General features: G+C 69.6%; 7 protein-coding genes and 4 pseudogenes. 7 read left to right on the top strand and 4 right to left on the bottom strand.

Features of this window, described 5'->3' with window-relative positions:
• Nucleotides 1–394 precede the first annotated feature (394 nt).
• The 3 genes and pseudogenes from ACFY9E_RS28885 to ACFY9E_RS28875 all read left to right on the top strand — a co-directional run.
• A pseudogene (locus tag ACFY9E_RS28885) lies at nt 395–916 on the top strand (glycoside hydrolase family 36 N-terminal domain-containing protein); the annotation flags it as partial.
• Nucleotides 917–1,260: 344 nt separating this feature from the next.
• Nucleotides 1,261–2,775: a family 43 glycosylhydrolase gene (locus tag ACFY9E_RS28880; RefSeq protein ID WP_390988830.1), complete on the top strand. Its 1,515-nt coding sequence runs from the start codon at nt 1,261–1,263 to the stop codon at nt 2,773–2,775.
• A gap of 242 nt (nt 2,776–3,017) precedes the next feature.
• Entirely contained in the window at nt 3,018–4,787 is a 1,770-nt protein-coding gene (locus ACFY9E_RS28875) for a cellulase family glycosylhydrolase (protein WP_390988828.1), read from the top strand.
• A gap of 216 nt (nt 4,788–5,003) precedes the next feature.
• Here the strand turns inward: ACFY9E_RS28875 and ACFY9E_RS28870 are convergent, their stop codons facing one another.
• Nucleotides 5,004–6,650 carry an RICIN domain-containing protein gene (locus ACFY9E_RS28870; RefSeq protein WP_390988826.1) on the bottom strand — a complete coding sequence of 549 codons (1,647 nt, stop codon included), beginning with the start codon at nt 6,648–6,650 and terminating at the stop codon, nt 5,004–5,006.
• A gap of 547 nt (nt 6,651–7,197) precedes the next feature.
• Here ACFY9E_RS28870 and ACFY9E_RS28865 point away from each other — a divergent pair.
• A complete protein-coding gene (locus ACFY9E_RS28865; RefSeq protein WP_390988824.1) occupies nt 7,198–9,216 on the top strand; it encodes a non-reducing end alpha-L-arabinofuranosidase family hydrolase in 2,019 nt (672 codons plus the stop codon).
• Nucleotides 9,217–9,358: 142 nt separating this feature from the next.
• On the opposite strand, the pseudogene ACFY9E_RS28860 reads toward ACFY9E_RS28865, so the two are convergent.
• Both ACFY9E_RS28860 and ACFY9E_RS28855 read right to left on the bottom strand, forming a co-directional pair.
• Nucleotides 9,359–9,544: pseudogene (locus tag ACFY9E_RS28860) on the bottom strand (carbohydrate ABC transporter permease); the annotation flags it as partial.
• 168 nt (nt 9,545–9,712) lie between these two features.
• A complete protein-coding gene (locus ACFY9E_RS28855; RefSeq protein WP_390988822.1) occupies nt 9,713–11,830 on the bottom strand; it encodes a beta-galactosidase in 2,118 nt (705 codons plus the stop codon).
• Nucleotides 11,831–12,442: 612 nt separating this feature from the next.
• Here ACFY9E_RS28855 and ACFY9E_RS28850 point away from each other — a divergent pair.
• The 3 genes and pseudogenes from ACFY9E_RS28850 to ACFY9E_RS28840 all read left to right on the top strand — a co-directional run.
• Nucleotides 12,443–12,653 (top strand): annotated as a pseudogene (locus ACFY9E_RS28850) (response regulator); the annotation flags it as partial.
• Nucleotides 12,652–12,857 (top strand): annotated as a pseudogene (locus ACFY9E_RS28845) (hypothetical protein); the annotation flags it as partial. The pseudogenes ACFY9E_RS28850 and ACFY9E_RS28845, both read left to right, overlap by 2 nt.
• A 190-nt stretch (nt 12,858–13,047) precedes the next feature.
• Nucleotides 13,048–13,566, top strand: a complete 519-nt coding sequence (locus tag ACFY9E_RS28840) for an NUDIX domain-containing protein (RefSeq protein WP_390988820.1) — start codon at nt 13,048–13,050, stop codon at nt 13,564–13,566.
• 80 nt (nt 13,567–13,646) lie between these two features.
• On the opposite strand, the gene ACFY9E_RS28835 is transcribed toward ACFY9E_RS28840, so the two are convergent.
• Nucleotides 13,647–14,045 (bottom strand): serine/threonine protein kinase, encoded by a 399-nt coding sequence (locus ACFY9E_RS28835; RefSeq protein ID WP_390988818.1) that lies wholly within the window; start codon nt 14,043–14,045, stop codon nt 13,647–13,649.
• Between the last annotated feature and the right edge of the window lie 117 nt (nt 14,046–14,162).

The following is a 14,162-nucleotide window of genomic DNA, read 5'->3' as shown; positions in this document are numbered from 1 at the left end:
AGGGGGCGGACGTCGCCGGCTGTGACGCCCGCCCTTGCCGGAGTGGTGGTCCGGACGCCTGACAGCGCCGCTGTGTGCGAACGATCGGCATGTGGCCGTACGGCGGCCCACGGCGTCGGAACACGCCCGCCGAAGGCCGTGCCGACTGCCCACGCCCGCGACGGCGACCTGCGGGCCTGTCGGCCTGTGCACCAGGCGCCCACAGCCTCGTCTTGCGAACAAGTCGAAGCGCTTCGACACCGCGTTCATGCCTCTGAGCTGTCAATACACCAGCGCACCATGATGTGTTGCGGTCCGTACCCTTGTTTTGCACGGAAAAAGTCCGCTACTTTGCGCCTGGCAGGGAAGCGCTTCGACAGCTGCCCCACAGGAGGGCCGCCTCGAAAGGGCCGACATGACCAAGGAACCAGCGACCTTCCACTGGGGGCACGAGGCACTTCGCCTCAAGACCCTCCTCCACGACGACGGCAGCAGGCGCCTCGCGCATCTCGGAACACCCGGTGAGGCGCAGCGGATTCCGGCTGCCTCCCTGCCCCTGGTGGAGGTGACGGCCGCGGGTCACGGGCGCAGCTGGTCGGGCAACCACCTCGTGGGCACCGAACTCGGCAGCCGTCTGCGCCACCGGACTCACCACGCGACCCGCGACGGCGACTGGCACGCACTGACCGTGCACCTCCACGATCCGGAAACCGGCTTGGTCGCGGAGGTGACCTACCGATCACCGGACGGCATCCCCGTGCTGCGCAGCGAGGTGATCCTGCGCAACGAGGGGCAGACCACGCTGCACCTGGAGTCGGTCAGCTCGCTCACGGTGGGCTGCCTCACCCCGCAGAGCCCTGCGGCGATCGACGCCGCCGACCTGTTGTGGGCGGACAACGACTGGCTCGCCGAGTGCCGCTGGCAGCGGCAGCCGATGCGCCGGACCACACCCGGCGTCAGCGGACGCGCGAAATACGGGCACGGCAAGGCCGGCTTCGCCCTGAACGGTCAGGGCACCTGGTCCAGCTGCGGGCACCTCCCCATGGGCGGCCTGACGGACCGGCACACCGGCCGCAGCTGGGTGTGGCAGATCGAGCAGGCCTACACGGCACTGTTCGGCCCCACCGACACCCACCACGGACTGGATGCCCGGCACGGCCGCACTGAGCCTGACCCTGCCCACCGCGCCGTCCGCCGTCCTGCTCCGCATCACCCCCACGGCCCCCGGCGCCCCCTGACCACTCCACGCCCACATCACGAACCCACGAGAGGACCTATCGGGTGCCCCCTCTGCGCCAGCCGGACGGACGCTCCACCAACCCCGTGCTCCCCGGCTTCCACCCCGACCCCAGCGTCTGCCGCGTCGGCGACGACTACTACCTGGCCTGCTCCAGTTTCGAGTACTTCCCCGGGGTGCCCCTCTTCCACAGTCGTGACCTGGTGCACTGGACGCAGATCGGCAACGTCCTGGACCGGCCGGAACAACTGCGTCTGCCCGCCTCCATGCCGTCCTCCGGGGGCATCTACGCCCCCACCCTGCGCCACCACGACGGCCGCTTCTGGCTGATCGTCACCAACTGCAGCGAGGGCGGCGGCAACCTGATCGTCACGGCGACCGACCCCGCCGGACCGTGGTCGGACCCCATCTGGGCGCCGGGCGTCCCCGGCATCGATCCGGACCTGGTCTGGGACGAGGACGGCACCTGCTGGTGCACGGTCGCCGGGGTCTCACAGGTCCGTATCGACCCGTCCACCGGGCAGACGCGCGGAACACCGCACAGGCTCTGGTCCGGCGGGCCGGGCGCCAAGGCTCCGGAGGCGCCGCACCTGTACCGGATCGGCGACTACTGGTATCTGCTCATCGCCGAGGGCGGCACCGAGCGCGGCCACGGTGTCTCGATCGCCCGCGGCCGTACACCCGCGGGCCCGTTCGAGCCGTGCCCGGCCAACCCGATCCTCACCCATCGCGGCACCGACCACCCCGTCCAGAACACCGGGCACGCCGACCTGGTCCAGGGCCCCGACGGTTCCTGGTGGATGGTGCTGCTCGGCGTCCGGCCGGGTGGCGGCACGCCGGGCTGGCACGTACTCGGCCGGGAGACCTTCCTGGCACCCGTGACCTGGGTGGACGACTGGCCGGTCGTCGGCGAGGTAGCCCTGGACCTGCCCGAACTCCCGTGGCCGCTCTCCCCCGGCCCCGTCGAGGACCACCGGGACGACTTCGAGCTCGCCGAACTGCGACCGCTCTGGATCTCCCTGCGCGACCGGCCGGCCGAGCACTGCACCACCAAGGAGCGCCCCGGATGGCTGACGCTCCGCGCGCGGGGCGGCTCCCTGGACGAGCCCGACGTGGTGTTCACCGGCCGGCGCCAGCAGCATCTGTCGTGCCGGGCGCGCACTCTGGTGGACACCGCGGAGGGAAGCGGTGGTCTGGCGGTGCGGCTCGACGAGCGGCACCACTACGCGATCGAGGTGTCCGGCACGCGGGTCCGGGTGGTCGCGCGCGTCGGCTCCCTGCGCACGGTCGTGGCGGCACGCTCCGTGCCCGCCGGGCCGGTCGTCCTCGCCGTCACGATCACGGAACCGCCGTCTCCGCTCGGGCCGTGCACGGGACCCGACGTCGTCTCCCTCGGCGTCGAGCAGCCCGACGGCACGTTCACCGAGCTCGCGAACCTCGACGGCCGTTACCTGTCGACCGAGGTCGCCGGCGGCTTCACGGGCCGGGTCATCGGCATGTACGCCGTGGAAGGCACCGTCCACTTCGACTGGTTCGACTACGAGCCCCTCGACCGCTGAACCAGGCTCTCTCTCCCTGTGCTGACAGGGACCCCGGACGCCCGCAGGTGGCGACGAGGACCGGCCGGTCCGTCCCCACCGACCGGCATGGTGGTCCGGCCTGGATCCCGAGCACGGCATGACACGCAGCGCCCCCTGTCTGCACGAGGGCCCTGCGGCGGCAGGCGTGGCCGGCGGTGGCGCCCGGCCGCTGCCCGGCCACGGACCGGATCACCCGTATCACCGACCGAAGGGCATGACGCATGACGGACATACGGAGGCCCGCACACCACCGCGGCCGCGGCCCCGGACGCGTGGCCGGCCTGCTGCTGGCGGTGCTCGTCGTCCTGGGGCTGGCCGGCAGCAGCGCGGTCGCCGCACCCGACGGCCCGGCACAGCCGGCAGCCTCCGTGGCCGGAGTCCCGGCTCGTGCCATGGACGCCGTCTCCGCGATGCAGCCGAGCTGGAACCTGGGCAACACCCTGGACGCGATTCCGGACGAGACGTCCTGGGGCAACCCCAAGGCCACCAGGGAGCTGTTCAAGACCATCAGGGCGCAGGGCTTCCGCAGTGTCCGCATTCCGGTGACCTGGAGCGCGCACCAGTCCGCCACCGCGCCCTACACCGTCGACGCCGCCTACGTGAAGCGTGTCAAGGAGGTGGTCGACTGGGCTCTCGCCGAGAACCTCTACGTCGTGCTCAACGTCCACCACGACTCGTGGCAGTGGATCGAGAAGATCTCCACCGACCACGACGAGGTATTGGCCCGCTACAACGCCCTGTGGACCCAGATCGCCACGGTGTTCCGGAGCGAGCCGCGCACCCTGCTCTTCGAAAGCGTCAACGAACCGAGGTTCGCCGACGCCACGGCCGCGCAGAAGACCGAGCTCATGAACGAGCTGAACACCTCGTTCCACAAGATCGTCCGCGCTTCGGGCGGCGGGAACAAGAGCCGCCTGCTCGTGCTGACCACGCAAGGCGGCACCCCCTCCCAGGACCTCATGGACGACCTGTACACCACGATCAGGGCGCTGCGTGACAGCAATCTGGTCGCCACCGTGCACTACTACAGCTGGTACCCGTTCAGCGTGAACATCGCCGGCGGCACCCGGTACGACGAGGCCGCCCGCAACGACGCTGACGACGCCTTCTCCCGCATGCACGACACCTTCGTCGCCAAGGGCGTTCCCGTCTACGTCGGCGAGTACGGCCTGCTCGGCTGGCCCGACCACAACCACCCCTCCCGCATCGAGCGGGGCGAGGCACTGAAGTACTACGAGCACGTCGGACACCTGGCACGCGTCGCCGGTGTCACCACCGCCCTGTGGGACCCCGGAGCTTGGGCCTACCTGGACCGCGCGACTCTGAAGTGGACGGACCCGGCCCTGTTCGCCTGGATCAAGTCGAGCTGGACCACCCGCTCGGGAACCACCTCATTCGACAAGGTCTTCGTGGCGAAGTCGAGCCGGATCACGGCCAAGTCGCTCACACTGAACCGGAACGGCACGACGTTCCGGGGGCTGTGGCACGGCGGCATCAAGCTGGCCGAGGGCCGGGACTACACCGTCTTCGAGGACCGGCTCACCCTCACGGCACCGGCCCTGACCCGGCTGGCCGGCGATCGCGACTACGGCGTCAACGCCACGCTCGAGGCCCGGTTCTCCAAGGGGCTGCCCTGGCAGATCGATGTCGTCACTTACGACACTCCGGTGCTGTCGAACGCCACGGGCACCGCCGAGAAGTTCACCATTCCCACGAAGTACCAGGGTGACCTGCTGGCGACCATGGAGGCCACGTACGCCGACGGCACCAATGCCGGCCCGACCAGCTGGACTCCGTACCAGGAGTTCAACAAGGCCTTCTCGCCGGACTACCCGAACGGCACGATCGTCCTGACCACCGAAACACTCAAGTCACTGCGTGACGGCGAACCGGCGACGCTGACCTTCCACTTCCACAGTGGCGCCAAACTGAAGTACAAGGTCACGAAGTCCGGAGACTCGGTCACCGGTACGGCTGTCAGGGAATCCTGACCCACCGGCGCTCGCCCTGGTTGCCCGCGTCCCGGGCAACCAGGGCACCGACGTCTCCGCCCACCGCATCACTCTCGCGGCCGTTGAGGCTCCGAGCGTCTTGCCGGTCAGGTGGTCATCGTGCAACTTCCTTGCGAAGGTGGCGGGATCGTGCCTCGGCACCGTGCTCTCGCGGTGCGCTCACGGTGGCCCCCACTGGCCGGTGGGCGACGTCCCTCACGTGCGGTTCCACTTCTGGCCGGCCTGACCGTTGCAGGTCCACAGGACCAGCGGGGTTCCGTTGGCGGTGCCGGCCCCGTTGACGTCGAGGCACAGCCCGGCACGGGCGTTGCGGATCGACCCGTCGGAGCCGACGGTCCACTTCTGGTTGTCCTGGCCGTTGCAGGGCCAGGTGATGACCCGGGTTCCGTTGGCGGTGCCCCGCTCGTATGCGTCGAGGCACTTGTCGCCGAAGACGCGGATCTCACCGCCGGCCCAGGTGGTCCACAGTTGGTTGGCGGCCGTGTGGCAGTCCCAGATCAAAGCCGTGGCCCCGGCCGCGGTGGAGGCTTTGTCCACGTCCACGCAGCGGCCGGACGCGTTGCCGCGCAACCGTGAGGTGGTGGCCGCCAGCGGGCTGCCGCCGCTCACCCGGAACACGGCCACGCCGTACGCGGGGACGCTCGCCGAGATCTGCCCGGACGTGCTCGACGTGCCGCCGGACCACAGGTCGGTGAGGGTGAACGACCCGCCGGTCAGGCCGACTTGGGCGGCGGTGGTCGTGATCGTCGCCGTGCCGCCTCCCCGGTTGAACAGGCCCACCGCGACCGAGCCGTCGGACAGGGGCTTGGCGAACACCTCGGTGCCGCCGTCGTCGCGCACCCTGCGACCACCCGCGCCCAGCGGGTCCTGGTTCACCGCCAGCAGACGCGGATTGCGCAGGATCGCGCTCACGTCGGCGGACATGGTGCGGATGTCGTTGCCGGCCATGAGCGGTGCGCTCAGCAGCGCCCACAGCGCGAAATGCGAGCGGGACTCGGTCAGTGACAGGCCGGGGCGGCCGACGACCAGCATGTCGGGGTCGTTCCAGTGCCCCGGGCCCGACTGCGCCGCCAGCGGCGCGGTGACGTCCAGGACGTTGCCGACGCCCATCGGATAGCTGTTGGTGTTGTTGTTCTGCCAGATGTCGAGCAGGTCCTCGGTCGTCCGCCAGAGGTCGGCGACCTCGCCCCAGTTGTACGTGGCGCCGGTGATGGCGTGGAAGCTGTTGGGGTTGATGCTGTAGACGATCGGCCGCCCGGTGGCGCGCAGGGCGTCGCGCATCAGGGTGAACCGCGCGACCTGCTCGTCACGGGTACCGCTGGAGGAACACCAGTCGTACTTGAGGTAGTCGACGCCCCACGAGGCGAAGGTGGCGGCGTCCTGGGCCTCGTGACCCCTGCTGCCCGTCGACCCGGGATAGGCGCCGGTGGTCTGCGCGCAGGTGCGTTCGCCCGGCACCTGGTAGATGCCGAACTTCAGGCCCTTGCCGTGGATGTAGTCACCGAGCGCCTTCATCCCGCTGGGGAACTTGGTCGGGTTGGCCCGAAGGTTGCCCGCCGCGTCGCGCTGCGGGTCGAACCAGCAGTCGTCGACGACCACGTAGCGGTAGCCGGCGTCGCGCATGCCCGAGGACACCATCGCGTCGGCGGCCTGACGAACCTGGGCCTCGGTGATCCCGCATCCGAAGCTGTTCCAGCTGTTCCAGCCCAAGGGTGGGGTGAGCGCCGGACTGCCGGGCGCGGCCGAGGCGGTGGAGTGAGCGGAGGCCGTCATGGACGCCGTGACCGCCAGTACGGCCGCCGCGAGGAGGGGGAGCAGTCGTCTTCCTGATCGTGTGGGCACCGGGGCTCCTTTCCCGGACGGGCGCCGCGGGTGGGTGACACGTGGCGCCGTTGTCACATTCATGACATCACTGGGAGGGGACGAGGTGTTCGAAATGTCGAGCACCATTCGGAAAGTCAGGGCCTCACGGATACTAGGGAGGCGTCCGAGCATGTCAACACCACGAGCCGTCCTGGCGCCATATCGCTCCCCGGCAAGGCAGCTCGGCCCGTCCGATCGGCGACAACAACAGGCAAGCCGCCCCGCCCAGGCGGCTAATGAGTGTTCGAATGTTTCGCTCCCCCAAACGAATCATGCGGGACGTATTGACGGCGCCGATCAGCCTCCTATCATCCAGGATGCTCGGCACATCGATACACGTTCGGAATGACGAACAGTGATGGGATCACTCCCGTCACTCCGCACCGCACGAACGAGGGGGCTCCAGAGAGGACCTCATTCGAACGAATGTCATGCCCGCATCAAGTGTCCACAATGCGGGCTGTCGACACCCTGTTCCGACCCACCGACCGCACCACCAACCCCCCGCCAAACGCAGAGGAGAACCATGAACCCGCTGACACGGCTCGGCCGTCGCCGAGCGTCGGTGTTAGGCCTGCTGGCCATCGGCGCCCTGGTGACGCCCGGTGCCGCGACCGCCGCACCCGACAACGCCCAGGCGTCCACCCTCGGGGCCCAAGCGGCACAGACCGGACGGTACTTCGGGACCGCCGTGGCCGCCGGAAGGCTCGGCGACGGCACGTACACCGGCATCCTGGACCGCGAGTTCAACTCGGTCACACCCGAGAACGAGATGAAGTGGGACGCGACCGAGCGGTCCCGCGGGCAGTTCACCTTCGGCGCCGCCGATCAGATCGTCAACCGGGCGGCGGCCCGGAACCAGCGCGTGCGGGGGCACACCCTGGTGTGGCACCAGCAACTGCCCGGCTGGGTCAGCTCCATCAGGGACGCGAACACCCTGCGCGGCGTGATGAACAACCACATCACCACGGTGATGAACCGCTACAAGGGCCGGATCCACTCCTGGGACGTGGTCAACGAGGCCTTCGCGGACGGAGGCAGCGGCCAGATGCGCAGCTCGGTCTTCCGGGACGTCCTGGGCACCGGCTTCATCGAGCAGGCCTTCCGCACCGCGCGCTCCGCCGACCCGGCGGCCAAGCTCTGCTACAACGACTACAACATCGAGAACTGGACCGACGCCAAGACCCAGGGCGTCTACCGCATGGTCCGCGACTTCAAGGCTCGCGGCGTGCCCATCGACTGCGTCGGCCTCCAGGCCCACTTCGGCGCCGGCGGCCCGCCCGCCAACTTCCAGACCACCCTGTCGAGCTTCGCCGCCCTCGGCGTGGACGTCCAGATCACCGAACTCGACATCGCGCAGGCGCCGCCGACCGCCTACGCGAACACGGTGCGGGCCTGCATGAACGTCCCGCGCTGCACCGGCATCACCGTGTGGGGCATCCGCGACAGCGACTCCTGGCGGTCCTCGGAGAACCCGCTGCTGTTCGACCGCGGCGGCAACAAGAAGCAAGCCTACCGGTCGGCGCTCACCGCGATGGGCGGCTCGGCCGCAGCACGGCAGGACAGCACCCCTGCGGCACGGTCCGCCGCAGCGCTGCCCTCCCGCTTCTCCTGGAGCTCCAGCGGAACGCTGATCTCACCGAAGTCGGACGCCACCCACAACATCGCCGGCATCAAGGACCCGACGGTCGTCCACTACAACGGCAAGTACCACGTGTTCGCCAGTACCGCGAGCTCCTCCGGATACAACCTGGTGTACCTGAACTTCAGCGACTGGTCCCAGGCCGGGTCGGCCACGCACCATTATCTCGACCGCAGCGCCATCGGCAAGGGCTACCGAGCCGCGCCGCAGGTCTTCTACTACGCGCCGCAACGCCTGTGGTACCTCGTGTACCAGACCGGCAACGCCTCGTACTCCACCAACCCCGACATCAGCAACCCGAACGGGTGGAGCGCACCGCGCAACTTCTACTCGTCGATGCCGGACATCATCAAGCAGAACATCGGCAACGGCCACTGGGTCGACATGTGGGTGATCTGCGACAGCGCCAACTGCTACCTGTTCTCCTCCGACGACAACGGGCACCTGTACCGCTCCCAGACCAGCGTCGGACAGTTCCCCAACGGCTTCACCAACACCGTCATCGCGGCGCGGGACTCCAAGTACGCCCTGTTCGAGGCGAGCAACGTGTACAAGGTGCAGGGCTCCAACCAATACCTGCTGCTCGTCGAGGCCATCGGATCGGACGGCCGACGCTACTTCCGCTCCTGGACGACAACCAGCCTGGCCGGTTCCTGGACACCCCTGGCCGCGTCCGAGAGCAACCCGTTCGCCCGGTCCAACAACGTCACCTTCCCGTCAGGGGCCTGGACCAGGGACATCAGCCACGGCGAGATGATCCGTGCCGGTTACGACCAGACACTCACCATCCCCGCCTGCCGGCTCCAGTACCTGTACCAAGGCATGAACCCCAACGCGGGCGGTGACTACAACCTCCTCCCCTGGCGACTGGGCCTGCTGACCCAGACGAATTCCACCTGCTGACCCTGTGGGCCCCGCCGCCGTGCGGGGCCCACGCCAGGCGTCGGTTGAGCTTCCGCTCAGGAGTTCCGGTCCGGGACCAACCGCGGTGGGCCCCACCGGCCGGCAACCACAGCTGGTCCCCGTCGCCCGATCCGTTCGGGCTTCAACCCTTGACGGCCCCGGTGAGCATGCCGTTCTTGAAGTGCCGCTGGACGAACGGGGAGGCGACCGCGACGGGGATCAGCGCGAGGGCCTTGACGGCCATCTGAAGTCCCAGGGAGGAGAGCTGACCGGTGCGGACCGCCTGCTGGAGGCCGGTCGACGCCTCGTTGTTCTTCTGGACGTGGCACACCTGGACACCCGCGGCGGGCGGCCGGCCTCCTGGGGCCACCGGCGGGCCCTGCACGAGCTCGACGCTCTTGGGCAGGGCCCGCCGGAGTCTCGCCGGGGAGGCGCCCGAACGGACGGTCGCGCTACTCGACGAGCGCGTCCGTGACCAGCAAGGGCGGGTGGAGCATCACGCGGCGGCGAAGACGCGGACGTCCCAGGCACCGAGCCGCACGGGCGCACCGGCCGCGACCACGCTTTCGTCCAGGGCGTCGGTCAGGTCCACCGGTGCCTGGGCGGTGGCCGGTTGCCAGCTCCAGTTGTGGACGACATGGACGCGTCGGCCGTCGGGGGCCGTGCCGGTGGCGACGGTGACCGAGTCCGGCAGTCCCTGCCAGCCGGCGCACGGCGTGGGTGCGAGCCACTCGGCGAGCGCACGGGCCACGGCGCGGCCGGGCACGGTGCCCACGCACGTCACGCGGCCCGCGCCGTGACGGCGCGTGGTGACGGCGGGCCAGCGCCCGAAGTGCGGGTGGTCGTACTCGGCCAGGACATCGGCCTCCTCGACGGCCAGGCCCTCCACCCAACGGGTGGCCACCGCGCCGGCGGGCAGTCGGAGCGGGCTGTCCGGTGCGGTGCGCAGCGGCAGGTCGGCGTGCAGGTTGCTGAACTCGTCGTACCGGACGCCCGCGGCGCGGACCAGTCGCGCCGGTGTCACCTCATGCCGGGCCCGCGCCTCGTGGTCGCCGTAGCCGGTGCGGGGACCGAGGACGAGGTGACCGCCCGCCTCCGCGTAGGCGCCGAGCCAGTCGAGCATCCCGTCGTCCGCGACGTACAGCCCGGGAGCGATGAGCACGGGGTGCAGCCGGGCCGCCGACTCCGCTTCCAGTCCCGGGCGTTCGCCGCCCGGGTCGTGCAGCTGACGGGCGTGCAGGATCCGCACCTGACGGCCCGCCTCGAACGCGCCCCGGTAGAACGGCTCGAAGATGCCCTCGTACGCACCCGCGTCCGGACCGCCGTCGGGGCCGGCGAGCGGGGGATGCTTGCGCATCAGCCACTTGCTCGGCGCCGAGTACACCATCGCGATGTCCGCGTCCGGTGCGATCCCCGCGACCAGGTCACCGGTCCGTTCGAACTCGGCTCCCAAGCGGGCGAGTTCGTGGTAGGCGCGCCCCGGTCGTCCGCTGTGCGGGAGGATTCCGCCCCAGTACGTCTCGGCGCCGAAGTGCAGCGTGTGCCAGTGCCAGTACTCGATCATGCGGGCCCCGCGCGCGACCAGCGCCCACGCGGCCTGCCGCCACTGCCCGTCGAAAGCGGGCCGGTTGTCCGACGTGCCGCCGATGGCTTGGGCGTTGGTCTCCGTGATCAGGAACGGCTCCTGCCGCGAGGAGTAGATCCGGTCGGCGCTCTGATGCAGCGCCCACGCCCCGTACGCCATCCACTGCTGCGGCAGCTTCTCGCGCGGCGGCTCGGGCATGGTCAGGCTGTCCTGCATGTCGTAGTACGGGTTGCCCGCGGTGATGTCCAGGCTGTCGGTGAGCTCGTCGTCCTCCAGGCCGGGCGAGCCGTAGGCGAGGCACGTGGTGACGAACTGGCCGGGCCTCGCGTACTCGCGCACGATGCCGGCCTGCCAGGCGATGAACTCGGTGGTCTGGCGTGCCTGGAACGCCTGCCAGGCCAGGTCGTACTGCGGCTGCGCGTTGCCCTCCGGGGTCCACAGATCTGCCCAGGTGGACAGCCGGTGCGACCAGTACACCAGTCCCCACTCGCGGTTGAGGGTCTCCACATCTTCGTACCGCTGCCGCAGGTCGTCCACGAAGCGCTGGAAGACGCCGCGGTTGTGCGGCAGTCGCGGACCGGGCTCGTTGTCGACCTGGAAGCCGATGACCGCCGGGTGGGCGGCGTAACGGGCCGTGATCGCGCGGATGATCCGCTCCGCGTGGAACCGGAAGGCCGGGTGTGTGAAGTCGACCTCCTGCCGGGCTCCCCACGCGGCGCCACGCCCGGTGGCGTCCTCGGCGGCGATCTCCGGGTACTGCCGGGCCAGCCACGGCGGCACCGCGTAGGTGGGAGTACCGAGGACGACGGAGATGCCGCGCTCGTGAGCACCGTCCAAAACGGGTTGCAACCAGTTGAGTTCGAACCGGCCGTTCTCCGGTTCCCAGGTGGACCAGACCGACTCGCCGACACGGATGACGGTGAACTTCGCCTCCGCCATGAGATCGAGGTCGGTCTTGAGCCGTTCGTAGGGCTGGTACTCGTGGTAGTAGGCGGCGCCGAACAGTACGCGTGCGGGCAGATCGATCATGCGAAGTCCTCAGGAATGTAAGGCCCCCGCCACCGGGTCCGGTCGTGGATCCCGGCGGCCGGGACGGGGAGCTGGTGAGTGTCGGAGGCCGGGCCGGTCACGGACGTACCGGTCTTCCTGGGCAGCTCGCCCGACGACCGGGCCGTGGGGCCGCGTTGATGGCGTGGTCTTGTTCGCCGGTCAGCCCGCTCTCAGTGCTAGGGCGGTGAAGGTGAATCGGTCGCCGGTCCAGGGTGTCCCTCCGTTCCGAGAGAGGTCTCCGGTCGTCGAAGCGCTTCACCCAAAGACGCAAGGTAGTAAGGAGTATCGAGCGAATCAAGGGTCTTTGGCCCATGGATGCGTCCTACATGCTGGGATGCTGCCAGCAGATCCGCGCCCGATCGCGGCGTCGAAGCGCTTCACCGACAGGCGCCATGCCGCTCAGGCTGGAGAGGGGCCGTCACGCAGCATCCGGCACAAAGCTGCGGTCTCCCTTCCGACTGGCGGGTGATATCCCGCCGTGTGGCTGGAACCGCGACAGGCCGGGCCAAGGCTCTGTGGGGCCTTAGGGGCGGGGCGGCATGGGTGGGACGGCATGGACGAAGGTGAGGCGGAGCGCACGTGATCCGGGTAGTGATGGTCGACGACGAGGCGCTGGTCCGGTCCGGTTTCGGGCTGGTTCTGGGCGCATCGCAGGACATCGGGGTCGTCGCGACCGCGAGCGGGTCGAGGCCGTGGCCACCGTCCGCCGGAGCGGCCCGACGTGGTGCTGCCGGAGATCCGGGTGCCGCATGTCGACGGGCTCACCGTGCTGCGTGAACTGCAGACGATGCCGGACGCCCCGGCTGACCGCGCTCGGCGCCGGCCTCACCGTGGCCGCGTACGGCATGTCCCTGCTGCTCGCCGGCAAGGACGCGTTGGACGGTTCGCCGGAAGGCGGAGGGCGTCCGGTAGCTCCGGATCGATGCCCCCGGACGGCGGGTCGTTCGAGCCCCAGGCATCGATGCTCTCGACGGCCGGGCCGCACAGCGGCACCACGTTCGACATCGCGCATCCGGTGAGACCGGGACGGGGTGGCTCGACCTGCACACCCCGCCCCGGCCTGCCGGAACCAGCCAACGGCGGCGTGCGAATGTGTCTGCCCCTCCAGGACGGCAGCGAACAGGTCGGCGTCGTTGCTCGGCGCGTATGCGTCAGCCCGGCCCGAGGAGAACACCTTCGGCGGGCATCATGTCGAGATGACCGCCTCTCACTCCCCGCCGCTTGCCGTCGACGATCGCGGCAACGCCTTGATCTCCTTCGTCCTGGCAGCGGAAGACACGCCACCCCGTGACGCACCCCTACCCTTGGCGCTGGTGGCCCTGTGGCAGGGCGACCGCGTCCTGATGGTGTTCGACCGGTACCGGCAGGCCTGGGAACTGCCAGGCGGGCGAATCGACCCTGGTGAGAGCCCTCGCCAGGCGGCCGCGCGCGAGTTGCTGGAGGAATCCGACCACGTCCCCGAAGGCGCGCTGCGTTTCGTCGGCTTCGCGTGCTTCGCTCTGGCGCCCGACCAGCGTGCCGAATACGGTGCCCTGTTCACCGGCCAGGCCGCTGAGGCCTCACGGTTGTTCCAGCCCAACGGCGAGATCGCAGCCGTCCGATGGTGGGACCTGCGCGAGCCCTTGCCAGGGCGGCTCCAGCCCATGGATGCCTACCTCGCGGAGCTCACCCGCGGCACGCCATCGGTCACTCGCCACGGCACGAACGCGGGTTGAGGAACAAGCTGAGCTTGTTCCTCAGATCCTGCCGGGACAGGAGCAGGATCCGTCCGAGGACGGACCCTGGTGCCGCGTGACTAGCAGCCCGTCTTGTCGTACCAGCTGGACGAACCGTAGTGGCCGCCCCAGTACACACAGCTGGAGTTCAGCTTGATCGGGCCCGCGTACGTGCCGTACTTGCCGACATCGGCGTTGCTGTAGCCGCTCGCGTCGCCGATCCAGGCACCGATCTCGACCGTGTTGCCGACGGACGATCCGGTCTTGAAGGTGACGACACAGGCAGTCGTACCGTTACGGAGCAGGTACACCCTCGCGTTGGGGCCCGCACCCAGATCCTTCGAAGCCCGCACCGTGTATCCGCTGCCGCAGACCCCCTGAGGAGTGGCCGCGCTCGCTGTGCCGGCGAAACCGATCGTGGCGCCCAGTGCCAGGGCCACGCTTCCTACGCCGACGGCAGCGGCTCTGCTCTTCAGCATGGTTGAGCCTCCCTCATGTTGATCATGAACCTGACCATAGCAGGGGCCGCTGTTCGGGCCAACGGAAATCGGCAGTCGGTTCGGGGTGGCCGGCTCCGGCACGACGGTGCCCTGATG

This window comes from Streptomyces sp. NPDC012466 (assembly GCF_042955215.1).
Classification (GTDB): Bacteria; Actinomycetota; Actinomycetes; order Streptomycetales; family Streptomycetaceae; genus Streptomyces.
This window is presented reverse-complemented; position numbering and strand designations above follow the sequence as displayed.

What these genes read in the sequence shown, in the direction of transcription:
- ACFY9E_RS28865 (WP_390988824.1), top strand. Translation starts at nt 7,198, where the DNA reads ATGAACCCGCTGACACGGCTCGGCCGTCGCCGAGCGTCGGTGTTAGGC.
- ACFY9E_RS28855 (WP_390988822.1), bottom strand. Translation starts at nt 11,830, where the DNA reads ATGATCGATCTGCCCGCACGCGTACTGTTCGGCGCCGCCTACTACCAC.
- ACFY9E_RS28835 (WP_390988818.1), bottom strand. Translation starts at nt 14,045, where the DNA reads ATGCTGAAGAGCAGAGCCGCTGCCGTCGGCGTAGGAAGCGTGGCCCTG.
- ACFY9E_RS28875 (WP_390988828.1), top strand. Translation starts at nt 3,018, where the DNA reads ATGACGGACATACGGAGGCCCGCACACCACCGCGGCCGCGGCCCCGGA.
- ACFY9E_RS28840 (WP_390988820.1), top strand. Translation starts at nt 13,048, where the DNA reads ATGACCGCCTCTCACTCCCCGCCGCTTGCCGTCGACGATCGCGGCAAC.